This window comes from Helicobacter sp. 13S00482-2 (assembly GCF_002272795.1).
Lineage (GTDB): Bacteria > Campylobacterota > Campylobacteria > Campylobacterales > Helicobacteraceae > Helicobacter_J.
The window spans coordinates 1-22,044 of the sequence record NZ_MLAT01000022.1 but is presented as its reverse complement, the minus strand read 5'-3'; the positions used below and the strand labels follow the sequence as shown (position 1 = coordinate 22,044).

The following is a 22,044-nucleotide window of genomic DNA, read 5'->3' as shown; positions in this document are numbered from 1 at the left end:
GCTTGTGCTAAGGTGCTTGCAGAAGTTAGCATCATAAAGGCAAGTAATACAATCCTCTTCATATTGGGTTCCTGTTAGTAAAATATTCAACTACTAATCTTTTATCACATTTTAAAATTTTATTCAAGTATTGTACCTCTAGTATTCTTAAACTAACTTGATAATATTCTTGAAGGAATGAAACGTTATTTGTCTTTAGGATAGATATTAGGGTTGATAGGAGTGATTGGTTTGGGTGATGCAAAAAATGAAGAAGGTTTATGGACACTTCCTGTGGGTCAAATTCAGGTAAAAGCTCATGCAGGGATTTCAATCCTTCTAGCAGAGCATCATAGAATAGAATTTAAGGGTCACAAAACAACTCATTATTTTTGTGAATATTTTATAAAAAATTTCACATAAATATGGTTTTATTAATATTTTAGATACAATATCATGTTGGATTATAATAAAAACATAAAGGATTGTTTATGAAAAGAAGTTTGTTTTCTATATTTTTTGTAGGCATTTTAGGAATGTCTGCATTACAGGCTAACGAAAAATCTGGTGTTTTCATAGGTGCAGATATTGGTTTTGCTATGAACAGTGGTAGCGGGTCTGTGGATGCTGGAGATTATGGCTCTGCAAAATCTGTAACTGTTGTATTTAATATGTCTTATGGTGTTAGAGCAGGTTATCAACAATATTTTGGGAACTACAACGGTCTGCGACTTTATGGAAATTTTAATTACTTGCATTTTGGCAGTGATGCAATGATGAAATATGGTGCGAATCTTGATTATTTGCTAAATTTCTCAGATAGTGATAGTCCTTGGGGGATTTTCGCAGGTGTTGGATATGAATGGGTAGGGGGAGAAGCGAAAGACTCTCTTTCAAAATCAAAACAAAGTGCTATAGAAGGTCGGACAATCGCTACAGATGGTTTGCTAGTGAATGTAGGATTTTCAAAAATCATCAACAATCATAATCGAATCGAATTTGGTGCTAAAATCCCACTCTATAACTATGACAAAATTGAGACACCAATTGTCAAAGCCACAACACATACTTTGGCAACCGTCTATGTGGCATATAGCTATTCATTTTAAGATTTAGAGGTTTTTTGGGGTGATTTAAAGCTCTATCTTCTCTAAGTAGAGAAGATAGAAGAATTATTTTAGCTCTTTTTGCACACTTTGTATCCCTGCCATCGCACACTTTTCGTCAATATCTCCACTAGGAGCTCCGCCCACACCCACGCTTCCTATGACAGTATTATCGACTTTTATGGGCAATCCTCCTCCTACAAAAACAAAATCTTTACTCAAGTTGATGAGTCCTTCTGGAATTTCTTTTTTCATCAGCTTCTGGGCAAATTTAGAAGAAGGTGTCTTTGTAGAAAGTGCTGTAAAGGCTTTTTTGTAGCTACCTTCTATGGTATGAGGTCCAGCATTTTCATCTTTTAAGAATGCGATCTGATTGCCTCCCTTATCTAGGACGCTTACAGATATGTTATAGCCTTCAGTTTTGCATTTATCAAAGGTATTTTTTGCTATTTTCAGAGCAACTTGTGTGCTTAATACAGGTTCTTTAGGCAATGCCTGAGCAAATGATACTCCAAATACTAGAGCTAAAAATAAAAACTTATGATTCATTGGATTTCCTTTATTTTGAATTCTCTTGATTATATTATTTATTTCAAAATTTATAGTTAATTATATCAATTCCTAGATTTATTATCGTAATCATATTCAAACTCTCAAATTTATCATCAGCTCTGTTTTTATTTGCATTGATAAATTTATCAGAATATTTTATACAATGGGCGATTATCGAAGTTTTATGTCAAACTCAATGTTTTTGCGGATTTTTGCGTATCATTATCGCGAAGTTGTTCGATATGTATGTTTGGAAAGAATAAAAATTTCTAATACAATCTTTTAGATAAATCTTATTTTTGTTTAATAATAAGATTGTATTAGAATGAATCTATAATGAGATTAAAATCTGTATGAAATTTCAAATTTCCCATTAAATCCAGGTTCTGCAAGAGCTTTTCTGACTTGATTGATACTAGCAGCAGCTGAACCATCTGCTTCAACTTTCAATGGAGAAGTCTGATCGACATAAAATCTATCAAAAATATTGTTTAAAACAATCGAAAATTTTAATCCCTTGATTTTGGGCGGAGTGTAATTGAGATAAATGTTATGAATGTCATAACCAGGCTTATTTACAGGAAGTGTTTCTTTATTATAAATGTCATAACCATCATAATCAATGCTCTGAACAAATCGACTCATCCAAGCAATATCAAGACCAATGGTATCAAAAACATATTCTAGCTTTAAGACATAGTTATTCCCTGTTGTAGCTCCTAGCTCATAAGTATCTTGAATCAATTTACCCCCAACAGTTGGATAACTTCTAGAAAAACTAAACGAAGCCAAAAAATTTTCATAATTAAAACTCGCTCCTAGCTCATAACCCATAATATTGATATTATCGCTCAGATTTGTTCTAAGACCATCTGCTCTCTCTCCAATACTTGTATCTAGATTGGGATCATCACTAAGACTGCCATAGCTATTAATAAAATCCGTGATGACTTGATAGAACACAGCTCCTCTTAAACTAAAATATTCCTGAGTGTAATCCACATCAAATTCTACATTTTGACCTTTTTCGGATTTTAAGTTAGGATTGATAATTGTTTCTGAATTGATAAGCAGTGCATCTCCAGGCAAAGCTCCTCTAGTGACATAAGCATAGGAGAGTTTCATATCTAAGGGTTCAAGAGGATTATAAAGAATGGCTACAGAGGGCGAAAATCCCTGCGTGATGTGATTTTGAGAATTTTTGTCAAAATAAGTATAAACATCATAACGAGTTCCTGCCCCAATACTAAGAGACTCTAAGAATGCATAATTAGCTTGAATGTATGCTCCTATGATATTGCTATTTTCTTCCCCTCTTCCTCTTTGGGCATAAACAACCTCAGATTGCTTATCCATCACTGTCATATTTTGGTAATCAAATCCATAATCAAGGGTGTTTTTATAATCTTCTGTGATAGGATGAGAGACTTTCAAATCCATTCCAATGTTATTAAGAAATATATTTCTAGGAGTGCTCCCTTCAGCATCTGCCTCGTGCAAAGGTGTTCCATCAGCTGTTTGTGCATTTAGTGGATCAAATAATGGAGTCAAATGGATGTTCCTGATACTTGCATAAACATCTAGTTTTACCTTAGGAGAACCGAAGTTTTTATCTCCTTGATGATTGTATTGCATAGAGATATTATTGTTACTGTCAATGTGATGAAAAAGTTCTTGTGCAAAATCAACCTTTTCTTCTTGTGCATCAGCAGGTGGATTGGTCACATTAGCACGAAAAGGTCTAGTGGCATTATCTCTAGTGAGATTATATGTGAAGGTGATTTTATCTTTTTCGCTGATATAGGCATTGGCTTTTAATAAAACATTGTTTTGTTCAGAAGGAGAGCCTAAGACTTTGTCATCTTCAGTTGGATGAAATAGATTTTTAAAAGTGTGCTCTCCATCTCTGTAATAAAATATATTTTGATAAGTATAGTAGGCTAGAGCATCAAAGTGTTTCCCCCGACCATAAATAGAGATATTCTCTTTAATACCATAGTTAGTATAAAATGAACTTCCCAAATAAGCCCCGAAGTTCTTGCCCTTTGAAAGCAAATCTGAAGCGTCTTTTGTGGTCATACTGATAGCTCCTGCTAGAGCTCCTGGACCTGCGGAGGCATTTGCTGATCCTTTTGTAATTTCGACTTCTTTAAGCATACCTGGATCAATAATCGTGTTTCCTTGATGATGAAAAGCATTTCCATTTTGTGCTGCTCCATCAATGGTTACACGAAGCAATCTATCTTCAATGCCTCGAACATAAATTTTTTGTGCCATCATTCCCCCGCCACCAACATTCACATCTGATTGAGTAGCAAAAACATCAGCGATGCTATTAGATTGTCGATTTGCTATATCTTGGCTATCAATATAGTCTTTATTGTTGAACTGAAATTCCTTTTGCCCCTCTGTGGTTACTTTTTCTAATGTATAGTCATTTGGTTCATCAGCAAACAAGTTTGAACTCAAAAATAACAACACCATTGAAATGTAAATTTTATTTTTAGACATCAATATCCTTTTTATAATAATAAGAGCTTTTATTATTATAAATAATATCTAAAAATAAACTTAAAAAGATCTATTTATTTTAACTCCAATCACACAATCAGGAGTAATACTTAGCTTTTTTATTTTCAATTCAATGTTCTTTATGGTATCAAAATTATTTTTTAGATGATCGGTTATATCTGATAGAGCCTCTTCTAAAAGTTCATATTTTTTATTTTGGACTAGGTTTTGAATGACATCTTTGATTTTAATATAATCAATAAAATTGTTATGAATATATTCATAGGTAATAACACCTTCAATGAGTATATCTTGAGGGGTTATCCTTTCAAAATCTAAAATACCGATAATGACTTTAAGCCTGAGTGCTTCTATGATTAAATCAAAAATCAATCTAAAGAACCTTTTTTTCTTCACCTTTAAACAAACGCACAATGTTTGGAATATGAGTGTATAAAATAATAATTGCAATGACAACTGCGGGTGTATGAGTTCCTATCTCATCTACAATAGAAATAAAATGGGGTAAAGGAAATACATAAGGAATAATAAATGTAAAACCAATACCACTCAATACGCCCAAAAGAGAAGAGAGAGAAGAAACTTTAAAAACCTTTCCGACAACACCCCAGACAATAAGGCCTAAAATACCTTCAATAGGCATCAATAAAATAACTGAACCTATAGCTGTGGATACACCCTTGCCCCCAGTAAAGTTTAAATAAGGACTATAGCAATGAGCAAAAACACATAAAATTGCTATCATCCATTGAACATCATAATTGAGTCCAAATATCTTTGCCAAAAGAACAACGATCAAGCCTTTCAAGGCATCTGAAATAAGAGTTATAAACGAGATGATTTTTGCTTTCTTTGGTTCAATAACATCTTTAAGTGCCCGATAAACATTTGTAGCACCTATACTTCCAGAGCCAACCTTTCGAATATCTACATTCCCAAAGATTTTTGCCAAAAATAAGCCCGAAGGTATTCCACCAACTAAATATGCCAAAATATAAAAAATTATGTTTATATTTGTAATCAATTCCAAAAAAAGACTTTGTGTTTGCAAATTTATACCTTTATTTTTAATCTTTATACATCTAAATGTCTGACATCTTTTGCGTGGAGCTGAATATACTCTCTTCGGGGTTCAACCTCATCGCCCATAAAAAGAGTGAAAATCTCATCGGCTTGTTGTTCATCAGGAAGGGTTACTTTTAAAAGTGTCCTATTTTGAGGAGTCATTGTAGTTTCCCAAAGTTGTTCAGGATTCATTTCTCCAAGACCTTTATATCTTTGAATATAAGCACCTTTTTTGGCTGATTCTTCTATCTCTTGAAGGATTAAGATAGGATCTTTATCTTTAAGAAAATCAAGTTTTCTTTCACAAATTTTATTGTAAATAAAATAAGCTTCTTCAAAAAAATTATCCACAAAAAGACTTTCATCAATAGTGAGTTCAACAAGTCCTGATTTAGTTTGAATATAAAGCATGATTTTATCATCTCTGATGGTTTTGCTCAAAATATTACACTCTTTAGTACTTAAAAATTCTTCAATTTTTTTATACATTTGTTCAAAATCAAGAGAAATATAATCTCTATTCTCAATTAAAAATCTAATAACATCTATCATCGCATAACGTTTTTCTAGCTCTTTTAAAGTAAAACGATAATGAGAAATATATTTTAGGATTTCTAAAAGTTCTTTTGTGCCTATGCCTTCAAACTTGAAATTTTCAATTCCATTTTCAATCAAATATTCAGAGAGTGATTTTTCATCTTTGAGATAGATTTCTTTTTTACCTTTTTTGAATCTATATAGTGGAGGTTGAGCGATATAAATGTGTCCATTTTCAACAAGAGGTTTTAAATAACGATAGAAAAATGTCATTAAAAGAGTTTGAATATGACTTCCATCCACGTCAGCATCGGTCATTATAATTATTTTATGATATCGAAGTTTTTCAAGATTAAATTCTTCACCAATTCCACAGCCAAAAGCAGTTATCATATTTTTAATTTCTTCAGATTTTAAAATTTTATCAAGTCTTGATTTTTCAACATTTAAGATTTTACCTCTCAATGGTAGAATTGCTTGATAAACTCTATCTCTACCTTGTTTTGCAGATCCTCCCGCGCTATCTCCTTCCACAAGATAAATTTCAGATTCTGCAGGATCTTTACTTTGACAATCTGCTAATTTTCCTGGCAATGTACCCACTGAGAGGCTTTCTTTTTTTCTAGTGAGTTCCCTTGCTTTTTTTGCTGCTTCTCTACCTCTAGCTGCAAGTAAGGCTTTTTGCATAATTGCTTTTGCATCATTTGGATTTTCTTCAAAGAATTTAGATAATTTTTCATAAGTTAATTTTTGAACAATTGGTTTTACAAAAGAACTTCCCAATTTTCCTTTTGTTTGACCTTCAAACTGAGGTTCCATAACTTTCGTGGATATAATGGCAACTAATCCCTCTCTGATGTCATCACCTGTAACTTTGCTATCTTTTTCTCTAGCATTAGCATTAGCATCAATATAATTGATAATTGCCCTGCTAAGTCCTGCACGAAAACCTGCTTCATGAGTTCCTCCATCAGGAGTTCTAATATTATTCACAAAACTTAAAACCTTCTCATCATAGCTTTCATTATAGGCTAAAGCAATTTCAATTTCTGTTTCTTGTTCATTAGCTTCAAAAGTAATAATTTGAGAAACAAAAGGTTTTTTATTAATATCTTCAACAAATTGAGAAAGACCATTTTCAAAATGAAATTTTTCTTCTTTTTGAGTCTTTTCATCTTTAAAATGAATGGTTACATTTTGATTTAAATATGCCATTTCTTTGAATCGTTTGATCAAAATATCTTGATCAAACTCCAAAATTTCCATGATCTCACCGTCAGGAAAAAATTCTATAGTGGTTCCGTGTTCTTTGGTTGTACCGATAACTTCTAAAGGAGTTTGAGGAATGCCTTTAGCAAATTCTTGACGATAAATATTTCCATTTTTTTTGATAGTCATTATCAAATGTCGTGAAAGAGCATTAACAACGCTCACACCTACACCGTGTAATCCTCCTGAGACCTTATAAGTGTCTTTATCAAACTTTCCCCCAGCATGTAAAACTGTGAGTACAACTGTGGCAGCAGGAAGATTTTCAGTAGGATGCATATCCACAGGGATACCCCTACCATTATCCTCAATAATAGCACTGCCTTCTTGTGTGAGTGTTATTTTAATATTATCACAATATCCTGCCATTGCCTCATCTATAGAGTTATCAACGACTTCATAAATCATATGATGCAGACCATTGATATTTGTATCCCCAATATACATACCTGGTCTTTTTCTAACTGCTTCAAGTCCTTTGAGGACTTTTATATTGCTTGCACCATATTCCTTTTTATTTTCTTCCATTTTTGCTCCGTGATATTAAAATATGATTGGCATCACAATCGTTGAAAAGTTTTTATCTTTTAAAACAAAAGGATTATTGGAATCATTTAAACATAAAACGAATTCAGATTCTTCTGTTTGAGAGAAAAAATCAAGTATATATTTTGAATTTGCCCCAATACTTATTTCAGCATCTATTTTCGTTTCCAGTTCTATTTGTGTGTTTGCAGTTCTAGAACTTTCATTACTGATAGCTTCAAATAATATTTCATTAGGTCTGATAATGATTTTTATGTTATTACAAAGATTGACTTTCTTGATTGACTTTTCTATGATTTCTTTAGGGAGTTTGATTTCATTTTTGAAATTTTTAGGGATAATCTTTTCATAATCAGGATATTTACCATTGATGAGTTTAGTATAAAACATATATTGAGGTGTTTTTAAGATGATTTGAGACTCACTATAATAGATTTCAAAATCATCATAGAAAAGCTTTAAAATTTCTGTGGTTGCTTTTTTGGGAATGATAATAGAAAGATTATCTACAGATTGAGTTTCATATTTCACTACTGCAAGTCTTCTAGTATCTGTTGCTACGAAATTATAAGAATAATCTTTAATATCTAAAAAGGCTCCATTGAGCTCCATTTTTTGATTATTTGTTTCAATAGCAGGATTGATTTTTTTAATGGAAGTGATAAATTTTGAAGTATCGATATTAAGTTTTTTATAGTTAGGAAGTTCTGGAAATATTGGAAATTCAGCAGCATTAAACATTGACTCTTTGTATTTAGTTTTTCCTTGCTTAACATAGAAAAAGTCATTGTCTGTCTCTAATATAATTTCTCCATCTTCAAGCTTTTTAACAATATCTAAAATCATTCTACCATTTACAGTTGCATTTCCATCAGATTCTTTTTTGATATTATCTATTTTAGCTTCTATGCCAATTTCATAATCTGTTGCTCTTAATAGAAGTTTTGAATCAATGCATTCAAAATAAATATGAGATGTGATTTGTGAAGAATCCTTTTTATCTAAAAATGCTTGAAAATTTGTCAAGGTTATTTCTAAAATACTTTTGCTTACGATTAATTTCATTAGATCTCCTTAAATATTTATAAATTTTAATAGCATTAGTAGATTTCAGTGAATAAGTGAAATCTATCTTAAAATGACCATTTTAAGGCTATTTATAATGTGAAACATTATTATCATTGTTTTCACAACTTTTCACATCTTCCTTGCGTTATTGTATCTAAAATTTTGCTTTTTACATCGTTTTATCGTCTTGCTCACTTTGGATTTTCTTTTTCATTTCATCTATCATCATTTTTGTGTTGATATTTTCAGTAATTTCGGTTGTAATCATCTTCATGGCCTTGCTTACAGAACTGTGATCTTTCATATTTAGGAATTGTGCAAGATGAGGCATTGAGTTTGGAGTAAGAGTTCTTCCTAAATAAATAACTATCCTTCTAGCATTAGCAATGGTTTTATTTCTTGATTTTGATTTGATTTCAGAAGGTTTTATATTGAGTTCTTTTGAAACAGTTTTGATAATATTTTCTAAAGTGATGTTTTCAAGGTTTTCTTTTTGAGTATCTTTGATAGCGTTTTTTGCCATTGTCAAAGAGATATTTTGTCCAATGATAGAAGCTTGAGCATTCAGCTTTAGAATAATTCCTTCAATCTGACGAACATTATTGATATTTGAAGCCAAATAATTGATAATTTCTTTATCAATTTCTATTTGATTGAGACGACATTTTTGAATGATGATAGCAATTTTAGTTTCAAGACCTGGAGGTTGTATATCTGCTATCATTCCCCATTCAAATCTGGATTTTAATCTCTCTTCTAGACCTAGTATTTGTTTAGGGGTTTTATCACTAGTCATTACTATTTGACTTTTTTTACTGTGAAGTTCATTGAAAGTATGAAAAAATTCTTCTTGTATTTTTTCTTTTCCACCAAAAAACTGCACATCATCAATGAGAAGATAATCACAATTACGATATTTATCTCGGAATCTATCCATCGTGTTATTTTGAATACGTGTTAAAAAATCATTCAAAAATTGCTCTGCTGTGACATAAATAACGGTTTTATTTTTTTCAGAGACACTATTTCCTATGGCATTTAAAATATGTGTTTTTCCTAAACCCGTGCCCCCATATATCCATACGGGGTTATAAGCTTCAGCTTTTTTTTCAGATATTTTTTTTGCTATTTCATATGCGAATTTATTTGATTCTCCTACTATAAAGGAATCAAAAGTATAAGAGGGATTCAAAATATTTTTTACTTGGGGTTTGTTTCCAGGTGTTTTTAAACTTTTCACATCTTTCTTTTGTGATTCCACAATTATTCTTATTTCTGGCTTAATTTTTCGGTAAATTTCAAAAAGATGTGCAATTTGTTCGCTGTATTTTGTTTTGATCCAATTTGCAATGTATATATTTGGAACTATAAACACGACTAAGTCCGATTTTGAGGCATTTTCATCGTATTTCATTTTTGATATATAGGTCGAATATTCAACCTCTGTAATCTCTTTTTTAAGCTCATTTAATATATTATTTTCTATCATTGTTTGTTCCATTTAACATCATTTCACAATGTGAAAAGTTTAGTGAATAATAGTAAAAAAAAGGTATAAAGTAGATTAAAAAAGAGAATTTATGAATATTTTAGGAATTGATCCAGGTAGTAGGAATTGTGGGTATGCGATTATCCATTTATCTAATGGCAAACTATCTTTAGCTGAGGCAGGTATTATTAAAATAAAAGAGCGAATATTGCAAGATCAAATATTGGAGTTTGTCGAAGGGATTGATTTGGTTTTAAAATCTCATGAAATTAATGAGGTTGCTATTGAAGATATGTTTTATGCCTATAATCCAAAATCTGTTATTAAATTGGCTCAATTTCGAGGAGCTTTGAGCCTAAAAATACTTCAAGAATTAGGAAATTTTTCTGAGTACACTCCATTACAGGTAAAAAAAGCTCTCACAGGAAATGGAAAAGCGGATAAAAATCAAGTGGCATTTATGGTGAAAAAAATTTTGGGAATCAAAGGAGAAATAAAACCTCTTGATATAACAGATGCTATTGCTATTGCTATCACGCACTCTCAAAGAATCAAGAATTTAAAAAAATCATAACCTTTTTTCCCACTCAAAAGCACTTTTGATGATTACAGATAAATTATTATTTTTAGGTTCCCATTCTGTAAGGGATTTTATTTTGTCATTGTTAGCTATAAGTTCAGCAGGATCTCCAGGTCTTCTAGGTGAGATCTCAACCTTAAAGTCTGTTTGCGATATTTTTTTAGTCATTTCAATCACTTCTTTTACACTATATCCCTCAGAATATCCAACATTAAAAACTTCTGATTTTTGATTTTTTTTCAGATAATTGTAAGCTTGTAAATGTGCATTTGCTAAATCGGTGATATGTATATAATCACGAATACAAGTACCATCTTTAGTGGGATAATCATCTCCAAAAATAGAAATTTTTTCTCTTTTTCCTAAAGCACATTCACAAGCAATTTTGATTAAATGAGTGGCATTTTTATTTCTTTGTCCAAGCTCGGGTAAAGAAGAATCACTTTGTGTGTTTGCACCTGCTACATTGAAGTATCTCAGTGCGATGTAGTTAAAATCATAGGCTTTACTTGAATCTTCTAGTATCTTTTCACTCATCATTTTAGATGCCCCATAAGGATTAATAGGATCTAAAGAGGTGGATTCATTTACAGGAATAAGTCTCATGCCAGGCTCTCCATAAACTGCTGCTGTGGAAGAGAATATAAAATTTTTGATTTTGTATTTGATGCACATAGAAATCAAATGAATTGTATTAGCAGTATTGTTGCTGTAATACAGGAGTGGATTTGTGATAGATTCAGATACAATCAATGAAGCACCAAAGTGCAAAACACAATCAAATGTGTTCTTGCTAAATATGGTTTCTAAAGTTGATATATCCCCCAAATTTGCATTTATTAGATTGACTCTATTTTTGAATTGATTTTGAAGATATTTAAAATTTTCAATAAAACCAGTGCTTAGATTATCTAAGATACTGATTTCACAAGATGTGTTTTTTAAAAATTCTAATGCTGTATTTGAGCCTATATAACCACTTCCACCTGTGAATAAAAGATGCATTTGAGTACTCCTTATGTTTTTGCTAGATTGATTATATCAAACTATATTTATTCTCAAAAAAGATGAATGATGAAAATAAAATATATTTTTGACTCGCTTTAATATTACTTGGTTATAATTTTTGGAAAATTTTAATAAGGAAATAATTATGGAAGATGTATTTGATACCAAGAGTTTGACAATGTCTGTTCTTGTGACCCCTAGTATGTCAAATTTTAGCGGTGTGATGCACGGAGGTGAGTTGTTAAAAATGCTTGATGGAGTTGCTTATGCTTGTGCTACTAGATATTGTGGTGTAGGTGTGGTTACTTTGAGTGTGGATAGCGTGATTTTCAAACATCCTATTCCTATTGGTGCTTTGATTACATTTTTGGCAAGCGTTAATTATACAGGCAGAACAAGCTGTGAAGTAGGAATCAAAGTTATCAGTGAAGATATAAAAAATAAATTTGTTACTCATTGTAACAGTTGTTATTTCACAATGGTGGCTGTAGTTGATGGAAAAACAGTTCCTGTTCCACCACTTCAACCAGTCACTCCAGCAGAAAAACGAAGATATGAGAAAGCCATAGAAAGAAGAAATGCTAGACTTGGGAAGTGATGATATGGCTTATTCTAAACTGTATAGATTGATAAAATCTTTAACTTCTTGGGCAATACTATGATTGCCATAAAATTTTATATTCAAAATCTCTTCAAGGCTTTGTTCAGATAATTCAATAATTCCTCTTATTTGTACATTTTTATTCTTGAAAGATATTTTGATGTAATCAATGAGCGTTTTTATGATAATGCCTGCATCTTTTTTTTGTGAAACTTTTAGATTCTCCAGCACATAACTTTCTTTGATGAAACAATCAAAGGTATAAAGATAATATTTAATCGTTGAAATACTTTTATTTTTAATAAATTTTTTATCTATGCCCACTCCAAAAAGCATATCTTTGTTTTGTGTGATGAGGATGCTTTGTATGTATTCTTGCAGAATTGACACGCCATTTTTTTGATGTTTGATCTTGTCCTCTAAAGTCAAGATAAAATTTAAAATATGATCTAAATCGCTATCAAATTTTTTCACTTCTAAATGAGTCTTTTCTAGTAAGTTTTTCATATTTGCAAGCTCAGAAGTTTTTAGATTTATTTGGCTTTCAAGTTGCTGTATGTAAGATTTTTGTTTATCGAATTTTTTTTCTAGTGCTTCAAGTTGGTTTTTATTCATAGAGAAATCCATTTTTTATTGCCAAATTCATTGCATTGAGGTAGCTTTGAGTATTTGGTTCAGATTTGTAGGCTATATCATAAGCCACTCCGTGATCAACGGATACTCTAAATATCGGAATATTTAAGGTTATATTTACACTCTCATAAAAATAGAGTGCTTTTAGTGGTGCTAAACCCACATCATGATACATGCTTACAAAAAAACTATATTTTTTTCTGTTTGATGGGCTAAAAGCAGTATCAGGAGGAATCGGACCTATAAAAATTTCCTTACCAATGATTTTATTAACATCTTCAATGGCTTGATAGATTTTTTCATCTTCATCTCCTATGATTCCACCATCTCCACAATGAGGATTTATTCCCAAGACAAGGGCATTTTTTAATTTTAAATTTTGATATAAAGTGAGCAAAAAGCTTATTAGTTTTTGAGTATTGATGTGAGAACTCACTGATTTTAAAGGAATATGATCAGTAAAAAGTGCAACAAACATTTTTTCACAACCCAGCATCATTATGGTGTCTTTTTTATAACGTTTGGCAAGAACTTCAGTGTGACCTATCTCAGATACATTCGCTAAGTTCCAGGCTTTTTTGTTGATAGGTAGGGTGCAAATACCATGAACTTCATTTTTATCGGCAAGTTCACAAGCTTTTATAAAGCTTTCATAGCTGTATCTGCCACTTTGGGAATTAATCTGAGCGGGTATTATTTCAGGAATATTTTGTTTGGGGGGTAAAAATTCCATATCTTTTGGCATTTTAACTTTGAGAATATCACAAGCTTTTTCAAAGATTTCTTGATGAGCACAATAAAGGGGATGACAGATTTTTTTAATATTTGAATGCTCAATTAGGGCGATATGAATCCCTATGCCATTGATGTCTCCAATAGAAACAGCGATTTTCTTCACTTGATAAGCTTTATCATATCAGAAATAGCCACTCCTAATCCGACAAAAACAGCTCTTGCGATGATGCTTTGCCCGATATTGAGTTCGCCAATAGGTTTGATTTTTGCAATTTCACTGACATTATTGTAGTTCAGTCCATGCCCAGCAAAAACACCCAAAGACATCTCCTTTGCAAGCGTTGCACAATCAAAAATTTCTTTGATAGATTCTTCAAGCTTAAATTTTAGAGTTTTTCTATCTAAATCATACGATTGTATTGTATTTTTAGTTCTAGAAAGATTTGAATGTAGCATTAAATCTAGATTTGCATATTTTCCAGTATGGAATTCCACCCCATCAACCCCCAAATCTTTTGATATGAGTGTGGCTTCCTTGGTAGGCTCAATAAACACAGCAACTTCAATGTCATTTTTTTGAAATTCTTTGATGATATTTTTTAATCCCAAATGCCCTACATCTAATCCGCCTTCTGTAGTGATTTCCTCTCTTTTTTCTGGAACTAGGGTGATTTTATGAGGCTTTTGTTCGCACAAGAATTCGATTATTTTTTCATCACAAGCACACTCTATATTCACGGGTAAAAAGCTTGATTGAATGATTTTTGTGACATCATCCTCATTAATATGTCGACGGTCTTCTCTTAAGTGGATAGTGATTTGGTTAGCACCTGAATTTTTAGCAATAAAAATGGCCTCTAAAGGGTCAGGATCATTGATTTTTCTAGCTTCCCTGAGTACGGCGATGTGATCAATATTTAATCCTAATTTCATTGAGTGCCTCCATACTGAAAAAAAAATTTGAAATTTTGCCTAAACATATTATAATAGAGAATTAACGATTTTAGGAGACTTTATGCCAACAAAACGACTCAATGGTTCTGAAATGCTTATAGAGGCCTTAAGGATGGAGGGTGTAAAAGTTATTTTTGGCTATCCAGGTGGAGCAGTTTTGAATATTTATGATGAAATATACAAACAAAATCATTTTAAACATATTCTCACTCGTCATGAACAAGGTGCTATTCACGCCGCTGATGGTTATGCCAGAGCTAGTGGAGAAGTAGGTGTGGCTATCATTACTTCAGGACCAGGCTTTACAAATGCTGTAACGGGGATTGCAACAGCTTATACAGACTCGATTCCTTTGGTGGTTATCAGTGGTCAGGTTCCAATCTCTCAAATTGGGACTGATGCGTTTCAAGAGATTGATGCTGTAGGTATCTCACGCCCTTGCACAAAACATAATTTTTTAGTCAAAAATATCGCTGAATTGCCTAAAATTTTAAAAGAAGCATTTTATATTGCTAGAAGCGGAAGACCTGGACCTATTTTGGTGGATCTACCAAAAGATATCAGTGCGACTTATGGAGATTTTGATTATCCATCTGAGGTTTCTCTTAGGACTTATAAGCCTACTATGAAAGGAAATTCAAGACAGATTAAAAAAGTCATAGAAGGACTTAAAAATGCAAAAAAACCTTTATTTTATATCGGTGGAGGAGCAGTAATTTCTTCTAGTGCAGAAGTGATTAGAAAACTCATAGAAAAAACTCAAATTCCTTTTTTAGAAACCTTGATGGCAAGAGGGATTGTACCTGATGATCATCCCCTTTTTCTTGGAATGGTAGGAATGCATGGGAGTTATGCTGCAAATATGGCGATGTGTGAGTGCGATTTTCTTATTTGCGTTGGAGCAAGATTTGATGATCGTGTGACTGGGAAAGTAAGTGAATTTGCCAAACATGCCAAAATTGTTCATATTGATATTGATCCAAGTTCAATTGGGAAGATTATTGATGTCAATTTTCCTGTAGTTGGAGACATAAAGAGTGTGTGTGAGGATATTTTAGAATTACTCCAAAATGATGATTACCAACCAGGCATGATAAAAGAATGGTCAGAACACTTGAATAAATACAAAAAACTCCATCCGCTCAAATATAAAGATAGCGATGAGGTTCTTAAACCTCAATGGGTGATTGAAAAAATTGGAAAAATACTTGGAGATAGAGCAATTATCGTCACAGATGTGGGGCAACATCAAATGTGGGCAGCACAATACTATCCATTTAGTTTTTCTAGGCAGTTTGTCACAAGTGGAGGACTTGGAACGATGGGGTTTGGATTACCCGCTAGTATGGGAGCGAAACTTGCCTTAGCAGATAAAGTAGTTGTGAATATAACTGGAGATGGGTCGATATTGATGAATATACAGGAGTTAATGACCTGCGTAGAAGAAAAAATTTCTGTGATTAATGTTATTTTGAATAACAACTATTTGGGAATGGTTAGGCAATGGCAGAGCTTTTTTTATGAAAGTCGATTTTCACATACAGATTTATCTTTGCAACCAGATTTTATCAAACTCATAGAAGCCTTTGGTGGCAAAGGTTATCGTGTTAAAACCAAAGATGAGTTTGAAAAAGCATTTCAAGAAGCAATGGATTCAAATATGGTTTGTATGCTTGATGTGGTTATTGATAGAATGGAGCATGTTTTGCCAATGGTTCCAGGTGGGGCAGCATTGAATAAAATGATATTGGAATAAGGATAGGGCTATGGAAAAACGAAGAATTATCTCTGTGAATGTTATCAATGAGCACGGCGTTCTATCCAGAATATCAGGTCTTTTTGCAGGAAGAGGTTATAATATCGAGTCTTTGACCGTCGCTCCGATTCCAGATACCGATCTTTCTAGAGTGACAATTGTCACTGATGGTGATGAAAGGGTATTAGAGCAAATAGTTAAACAGTTACACAAACTGATTCCAGTTTTGAGTGTGGTAGAAAATGATGATTTTTTGGAAAGGGAGATGGCACTTGTGAAGATTCCTATTGAAGAAAATCTTGCAGATATAGAGGTTCTTTCAAGGGCATACAATGGCCATATTGTGAATGCAAATGAGAAATATGTGATTGTTGCTGTTACTGACAAGCCTTATCGTATTTCTAGCTTTATTAAAGCTATCAAAAAATTTAATCCCAAGGAAATTGCAAGAAGTGGCGTTGTGGCTTTGGAGAGATATTGATTACGAAGGTATATGATGAATAGTATGATAAGAGTCTTAGGTTTAGATATTGGGATTTCATCAATTGGGTGGAGTTTGGTTGAAGTGGATCCAAAGGTTCAGGGGGTGGGCGAAATCATTGCTTGTGGTGTTAGACTTTTTGCTCAAGCAGAAAATCCAAAAGATGGAAAGTCTTTAGCCTTGCCTAGAAGAGAAGCAAGAGGTGCAAGAAGGGCAAACAAAAGAAAAAGAGCTAGGATCAAACAGATCAAAATACTACTTTCAAAACACTTTAATGTTGATTTGAAAGACATTGTTTCAGAGGGCGAATTTCTCCCAAATATTTTTACAACTAGCAAAGAATTTATTTCTCCTTGGGAATTAAGATCTCAAGGCCTTGATAGAAAACTAAATGATGAAGAGTTTATTAGGGTACTTTTGCACATTGCAAAAAGACGAGGCTATAATAATTCTAATCAAAATCAAAAAAATGAGAAGGATGGAAAGGTTATTTTAGAGTCTATCAAGTCCAATACAGAAGAGATGCACAGACTTGGTTATAGGACTATTGGCGAAATGATGTGTAAAGAACATTTTTCTAAGGAAATATCAAGAGGAATATTTGAAAATGTTAGAAATAAGGCCAAAAAAGAGTCCAAAGATTCAGAAGGTTCTAAACCTTCTTATGTTCGTTGTGTGGGCAGGAAAGATTTACAAGAAGAGATAAAAATCTTGTTTGATTCTCAAAGAAAATTTGGCAATAAGGGTGCAACAGATGAGCTAGAAGAATCATATAATAAAATAGCTTTTTATCAACGTGATTTAAAGAGTTTTGAATCAATGGTTGGAAAATGTGAGTTTTATCCCGAAGAAAAAAGAGCTTCAAAATGCTGTTATAGTGCCGAAGAATTTATCAATCTTACAAAGATTATTAATACTTTGGCACATATTACAGAAAAGACAAAAGAAGTTTTTTCCAAGGAAATCATTGAACTCATACTTGCTAGAGCAAAAAGCGTAAAAAAAGGACTCAGCTACAAAGAACTGCGAAAGATTTTAAAACTTGAAGATCATCCTTCAATAATATTCAGAGGCATTGATTATACTAAAAAAGATATCGAAAAGAACACTTTCATAGAGTTTCCAAAGTTTCATGAACTTAGAGGATATTTGAGTGATTTTGAGGAAGAATTTGACTCTTTAGATATCAAAACGCTTGATGAAATTGCAAACATCATCGCATTTAATAAATCTCAAAAGATACTAAAGGAGAAATTCTCTAAGCTTCCAATTTCAAAATCTATGCAGGAAAGGCTAATCCTTAATCAACTGGGCTTTGATAAGACGATTTCTTTGAGTTTGAAGGTGCTTTATAAATTAATTCCTTTGATGAAAGAAGGAAAGCGATATTATGAAGCCACAAAAGAAGCGGGGCTTTTGGAGTTTTCATCAAAGGATGTTAAAAAAGGATTTTTGCCCCCGCTTATTGATACTGATTTTAAGGATACGTTGAATCCTGTCGTGAATCGAGCAGTTTCCCAATATAGAAAGGTTGTGAATGCTGTTATAAAAAAATATGGAAGATTGCATAAAATTCACATCGAATTTGCACGCGATATAAGTAAAAATTTCAACGAACGTAAAAAAATAGAAATAGAGCAAAATAAAAATAGAGATCTCAATAATGAGGCAAAAAGATTATGTGAAAGTATCGGATTAGATCCCAATGGAAGGAATATTCTGAAATTAAAACTATGGAAACAACAAGATGAGTTCTGTATTTATAGTGGGGATAAAATAACAATCCAAGATCTAAAAGAAGAAAATAAGCTTCAGATTGATCATATCTACCCACTTTCAAGAAGCTTGGATGATTCTCAAAACAATAAAGTATTGGTATTCACTACACAAAATCAGCTAAAAGGGAATAAAACTCCCTATGAATGGATAGGTTCAAATAAGGAAAAATGGGAAGATTTACGAAATAGAATCAATGCGATGAAAAGATTGCCTAGAAATGTTGGAAAGAAAATTATGAATACAGCTTTTGTGGATAAAAGCATAGGTTCAAGAAGTGAGTTTTTGTCTCGTAATCTAGTTGATACTGGCTATATCAATAGACTCATAGGTCAATACACATCGAAATATTTAGAATTTTTACCTTTAGGTAAATCAGAAGATACCTCCGCAAAGTCTGGGAGCAAGGGCTCAAAGAAGCACATCTTGACCGTTAGTGGTGAACTCACTAGCATACTCAGGCATTATTGGGGGATTGATTCTAAGAACAGGGAGACCCACTTGCATCATTTTCAGGATTCTTTAATTATTGCACTTGCTACAGATGCTAATATTCAATCTCTGAGTAATTATTTAAAATCAAAAGAAGAGAGATATAAAGACTCTAAAGAAAAAGCAAAAGACATTCAAGAGAATTTACAAAAATACAAAAAACCTGTAGTAGAACCACTCATAGATTTTCGATTAAAGCTAGAAGAAGCGATAAAAGCGATTTTTGTATCAAGAGCTCCTAGAAGAAGCGTTACGGGAGCCCTACATGCACAGACAATATTCAAACGCGAGGAAAAATGGAAGGAATATGGGGGGGGAGAAGGCGTCAATAGGGCACTTGAATTGGGAAAAATAAGAGAAATAAATGGTGGTATAGTAACAAATGGCGATATGGTTCGAGTCGATATTTTTAAATCTAAAAATAAAGGAAAATATCATGTGGTGCCCATCTATACTTATGATTTTGCCATAGGTAGATTGCCCAATAAGGCTATCGTATCAGGTAAAAATAAGCTAGGGGTTATCAAAGATTGGCTAGAAATGGATGAAAATTTTGAATTCTGTTTTAGTCTTTTCAAAGATGATTTGGTATGCATCCAGACAAAAAAAATGCATGAAAGCGTCTTTGCTTACTATGTAGGCACAACTTCAAGCACAGGTACTCTGACTTTTAGGCATCATAGCAATTGTATTTCTGATGATGAAAAGGAATTTTTTAGGACATCTAGTTCTTCTGGATTTTTAGCTCAGAATTATGGGATACAAGATTTGAAGGTGTTCAAAAAATGTTCCGTATCTGTTCTTGGAGAGATAAGTGAAGTGCCTTTTGAGGCCAGAAAAGACATTAGATTTAAAACAACCAAGAAATGATCTTGAGTGGGTGGATTTGATGAGGCTTATCAAACGATTTTTATTACAAATCCAGCCAAATTAAGTCTTAAAAATACTCATTTCTGTATCATTCAAGGGGATCAAGAAATAACCTTGCCCCTTAGAGACATCTTGATGATTGTTTGTGAAACCAATCAAGTCAGCATCACAGCTAGTTTATTGAGCAAACTAGCTGATCATAAAATAGCCTTTTTTACTTGTGATGAATCACATATTCCAAATGGTGTTTTTACGCCTTATTTGGGTTATTATAAAATTTCTGAGACGCTTCAAACACAAATCAAACTATCTAAACAGATAAAAGCTATTTTGTGGCAACAAATTATCAAACAAAAACTTTATAATCAAAGTAAGCTTGCAAATGATTTTTCCCCTCAAAATGCTGAAAAAATTCTAAAACTATCTAAAAGCGTGATGCTCAATGACTCTAAAAATTTTGAAGCACAAGGGGCAATATTTTATTTTCAAGCACTTTTTGGAGTGGATTTTGTGAGAAAAAGTTTTGATCCCATTAATTCTGCTCTAAATTATGGTTATGCAATCTTGAGAGGTTGTGTTGCAAGGAATTTAGTTGGAAGTGGGTTTTTACCCGCATTGGGTATATTTCATAGAAACCAATTCAATTCCTTTAATCTTGCCGATGATCTTATAGAGCCTTATCGTGTATTTGTCGATTCTTTGGTGCTTTTAATGATAGAAAGAGGCTCTCTTAAAGAAGGGTTTGAAATCCATCATCGCCAAAAATTAGTGGGGATTTTGGGTGCCAAAGTTTTGTGCAAGGATAAATATTATCCGATGTATAGAGCCATAACTCGCACTATATGGTCTTTGGGAAATATTTTAAAAGGAACCCAAGATCACTTGTTGTTGCCAATATTTAATAGAGAGAATTCAAATGGAAGAGAAGTTTATGAGAGTTTTAGTGATGTTTGATATGCCAACGCATACTAAAGAAGATAGAAAAAATTCCGCAAAGTTCAGAAAAGAACTCATAAAAGATGGGTTTATAATGTTGCAATTTTCGGTGTATGTTCGTATTTGCAAGGGTGTGGCTAGTGCAAATTCACATTTAGATAGACTTGATTTGATTCTACCTGCCAAAGGAAATATTAGGGCACTGATATTGACTGAAAAACAATTTGACCATATGAGGTTATTGCTAGGAAGAAAAAGTGAATTAGAAGAAGCAAGGAAACCAAGACAGCTTGTATTGTTTTAAGATATTTTTGTAGTTATTTTGATATATTTTAGGGTTTTTAGGGGATTGTAACCCCGCACGGAACCCAATAACCGTTTATTCTAGGCAGTTCTTAAATCTTCTGATGGAATTTTAGCATATTTTAATGCTATTTATCCTTAAAATTCCCACAATAGACGGGAAATCAAGAGGGTCTATTTTAGCATGAGAAGATTTAAGAACTGCCTAAAACTTGAAGACAAAAATCTCTCTAGCAATGCTAATTTTAGCATGAGAAGATTTAAGAACTGCCTAAAACTTAACACCAATGCTCAAAGAAACATTATTTAATTTTAGCATGAGAAGATTTAAGAACTGCCTAAAACAGTTCTATAGCAATTCTGAAGGTATTCTTGATTTTAGCATGAGAAGATTTAAGAACTGCCTAAAACTTTCGTTTTCGATAAAAATGTATAAATAAAATTTTAGCATGAGAAGATTTAAGAACTGCCTAAAACATGGAATGCTCCAGGCACAGCCTATATTAAATTTTAGCATGAGAAGATTTAAGAACTGCCTAAAACCTATATTTGAAGATGTCAGGAAATTAAGCAATTTTAGCATAAGAAGATTTAAGAACTGCCTAAAACTAATATTTCACATAATTTTCAGTGGGTGTCATTTTACCATAAGAACTTTTAAGAACTCCTATTGGTGTTTATAATAAAAGTGATTTGTTTTCAAAACAAAAGATTCAAGAATTCCAAACACAATACGCAAAAAAATATTTAGAGAAGCTATCTAAAGAAATCAATAT

20 protein-coding genes and 1 CRISPR repeat array are annotated in these 22,044 nt (G+C 32.5%); of the genes, 9 read left to right on the top strand and 11 right to left on the bottom strand.

Annotation, left to right across the window (positions count from 1 at the left end):
• Positions 1-231: 231 nt before the first annotated feature.
• Positions 232-402, top strand: coding sequence for a hypothetical protein (locus BKH42_RS08180; RefSeq protein WP_219349851.1), 171 nt, complete (start codon positions 232-234; stop codon positions 400-402).
• A 68-nt stretch (positions 403-470) separates the two neighbouring features.
• Complete coding sequence (locus BKH42_RS08175) at positions 471-1,088, top strand: outer membrane beta-barrel protein (RefSeq protein ID WP_095296123.1); 618 nt, start codon at positions 471-473, stop codon at positions 1,086-1,088.
• Between the two features lie 63 nt (positions 1,089-1,151).
• On the opposite strand, the gene BKH42_RS08170 is transcribed toward BKH42_RS08175, so the two are convergent.
• The 7 genes from BKH42_RS08170 to dnaA form a co-directional block, all read right to left on the bottom strand.
• Positions 1,152-1,634 carry a heme-binding protein gene (locus BKH42_RS08170; RefSeq protein ID WP_095296122.1) on the bottom strand — a complete coding sequence of 161 codons (483 nt, stop codon included), beginning with the start codon at positions 1,632-1,634 and terminating at the stop codon, positions 1,152-1,154.
• Between the two features lie 345 nt (positions 1,635-1,979).
• Positions 1,980-4,148 (bottom strand): TonB-dependent receptor, encoded by a 2,169-nt coding sequence (locus tag BKH42_RS08165; RefSeq protein WP_095296121.1) that lies wholly within the window; start codon positions 4,146-4,148, stop codon positions 1,980-1,982.
• A gap of 60 nt (positions 4,149-4,208) precedes the next feature.
• Positions 4,209-4,541, bottom strand: coding sequence for a dihydroneopterin aldolase (locus BKH42_RS08160; protein ID WP_180674021.1), 333 nt, complete (start codon positions 4,539-4,541; stop codon positions 4,209-4,211).
• Between the two features lies 1 nt (position 4,542).
• Entirely contained in the window at positions 4,543-5,220 is a 678-nt protein-coding gene (gene plsY, locus BKH42_RS08155) for a glycerol-3-phosphate 1-O-acyltransferase PlsY (RefSeq protein WP_257874298.1), read from the bottom strand.
• 23 nt (positions 5,221-5,243) lie between these two features.
• Entirely contained in the window at positions 5,244-7,568 is a 2,325-nt protein-coding gene (gene gyrB / locus BKH42_RS08150) for a DNA topoisomerase (ATP-hydrolyzing) subunit B (RefSeq protein WP_095296119.1), read from the bottom strand.
• Positions 7,569-7,583: 15 nt separating this feature from the next.
• Complete coding sequence (gene dnaN, locus BKH42_RS08145; RefSeq protein ID WP_095296118.1) at positions 7,584-8,651, bottom strand: DNA polymerase III subunit beta; 1,068 nt, start codon at positions 8,649-8,651, stop codon at positions 7,584-7,586.
• A gap of 172 nt (positions 8,652-8,823) precedes the next feature.
• Positions 8,824-10,143 (bottom strand): chromosomal replication initiator protein DnaA, encoded by a 1,320-nt coding sequence (gene dnaA, locus BKH42_RS08140; RefSeq protein WP_095296117.1) that lies wholly within the window; start codon positions 10,141-10,143, stop codon positions 8,824-8,826.
• 91 nt (positions 10,144-10,234) lie between these two features.
• Here dnaA and ruvC point away from each other — a divergent pair, with 91 nt between their 5' ends.
• Positions 10,235-10,717, top strand: a complete 483-nt coding sequence (gene ruvC, locus BKH42_RS08135; RefSeq protein ID WP_095296116.1) for a crossover junction endodeoxyribonuclease RuvC — start codon at positions 10,235-10,237, stop codon at positions 10,715-10,717.
• Here ruvC and galE read toward each other — a convergent pair.
• Entirely contained in the window at positions 10,712-11,728 is a 1,017-nt protein-coding gene (galE, locus tag BKH42_RS08130; protein WP_095296115.1) for a UDP-glucose 4-epimerase GalE, read from the bottom strand. The genes ruvC and galE overlap by 6 nt on opposite strands.
• A gap of 148 nt (positions 11,729-11,876) precedes the next feature.
• Between galE and BKH42_RS08125 the strand changes: the two genes are divergently transcribed.
• Complete coding sequence (locus tag BKH42_RS08125; RefSeq protein ID WP_095296114.1) at positions 11,877-12,329, top strand: acyl-CoA thioesterase; 453 nt, start codon at positions 11,877-11,879, stop codon at positions 12,327-12,329.
• Positions 12,330-12,338: 9 nt separating this feature from the next.
• On the opposite strand, the gene BKH42_RS08120 is transcribed toward BKH42_RS08125, so the two are convergent.
• Genes BKH42_RS08120 through BKH42_RS08110 form a run of 3 tightly spaced genes read right to left on the bottom strand, consistent with a single transcriptional unit; the run spans position 12,339 to position 14,633 of the window.
• Positions 12,339-12,947 (bottom strand): hypothetical protein, encoded by a 609-nt coding sequence (locus BKH42_RS08120; RefSeq protein WP_095296113.1) that lies wholly within the window; start codon positions 12,945-12,947, stop codon positions 12,339-12,341.
• Complete coding sequence (gene pdxA / locus BKH42_RS08115) at positions 12,940-13,863, bottom strand: 4-hydroxythreonine-4-phosphate dehydrogenase (RefSeq protein WP_095296112.1); 924 nt, start codon at positions 13,861-13,863, stop codon at positions 12,940-12,942. Before pdxA ends, BKH42_RS08120 begins: the two co-directional genes overlap by 8 nt.
• Complete coding sequence (locus BKH42_RS08110) at positions 13,860-14,633, bottom strand: pyridoxine 5'-phosphate synthase (protein WP_095296111.1); 774 nt, start codon at positions 14,631-14,633, stop codon at positions 13,860-13,862. The genes pdxA and BKH42_RS08110 overlap by 4 nt, the downstream gene beginning before the upstream one ends.
• Before the next feature lie 82 nt (positions 14,634-14,715).
• Between BKH42_RS08110 and BKH42_RS08105 the strand changes: the two genes are divergently transcribed.
• From BKH42_RS08105 to cas2, 5 genes are read left to right on the top strand one after another with little or no spacing between them, the layout of a single operon-like run.
• Entirely contained in the window at positions 14,716-16,410 is a 1,695-nt protein-coding gene (locus tag BKH42_RS08105; protein WP_095296110.1) for an acetolactate synthase large subunit, read from the top strand.
• A gap of 10 nt (positions 16,411-16,420) precedes the next feature.
• Positions 16,421-16,891: an acetolactate synthase small subunit gene (gene ilvN / locus BKH42_RS08100; protein ID WP_095296109.1), complete on the top strand. Its 471-nt coding sequence runs from the start codon at positions 16,421-16,423 to the stop codon at positions 16,889-16,891.
• Between the two features lie 15 nt (positions 16,892-16,906).
• Positions 16,907-20,029: a type II CRISPR RNA-guided endonuclease Cas9 gene (cas9, locus tag BKH42_RS08095; protein ID WP_180674020.1), complete on the top strand. Its 3,123-nt coding sequence runs from the start codon at positions 16,907-16,909 to the stop codon at positions 20,027-20,029.
• Between the two features lie 6 nt (positions 20,030-20,035).
• A complete protein-coding gene (cas1, locus tag BKH42_RS08090; RefSeq protein ID WP_095296107.1) occupies positions 20,036-20,983 on the top strand; it encodes a type II CRISPR-associated endonuclease Cas1 in 948 nt (315 codons plus the stop codon).
• Positions 20,946-21,269: a CRISPR-associated endonuclease Cas2 gene (gene cas2 / locus BKH42_RS08085; RefSeq protein WP_257874297.1), complete on the top strand. Its 324-nt coding sequence runs from the start codon at positions 20,946-20,948 to the stop codon at positions 21,267-21,269. Before cas1 ends, cas2 begins: the two co-directional genes overlap by 38 nt.
• Positions 21,270-21,444: 175 nt before the next feature.
• Positions 21,445-21,943: a CRISPR direct-repeat array (repeat unit 36 nt; unit sequence ATTTTAGCATGAGAAGATTTAAGAACTGCCTAAAAC).
• Between the last annotated feature and the right edge of the window lie 101 nt (positions 21,944-22,044).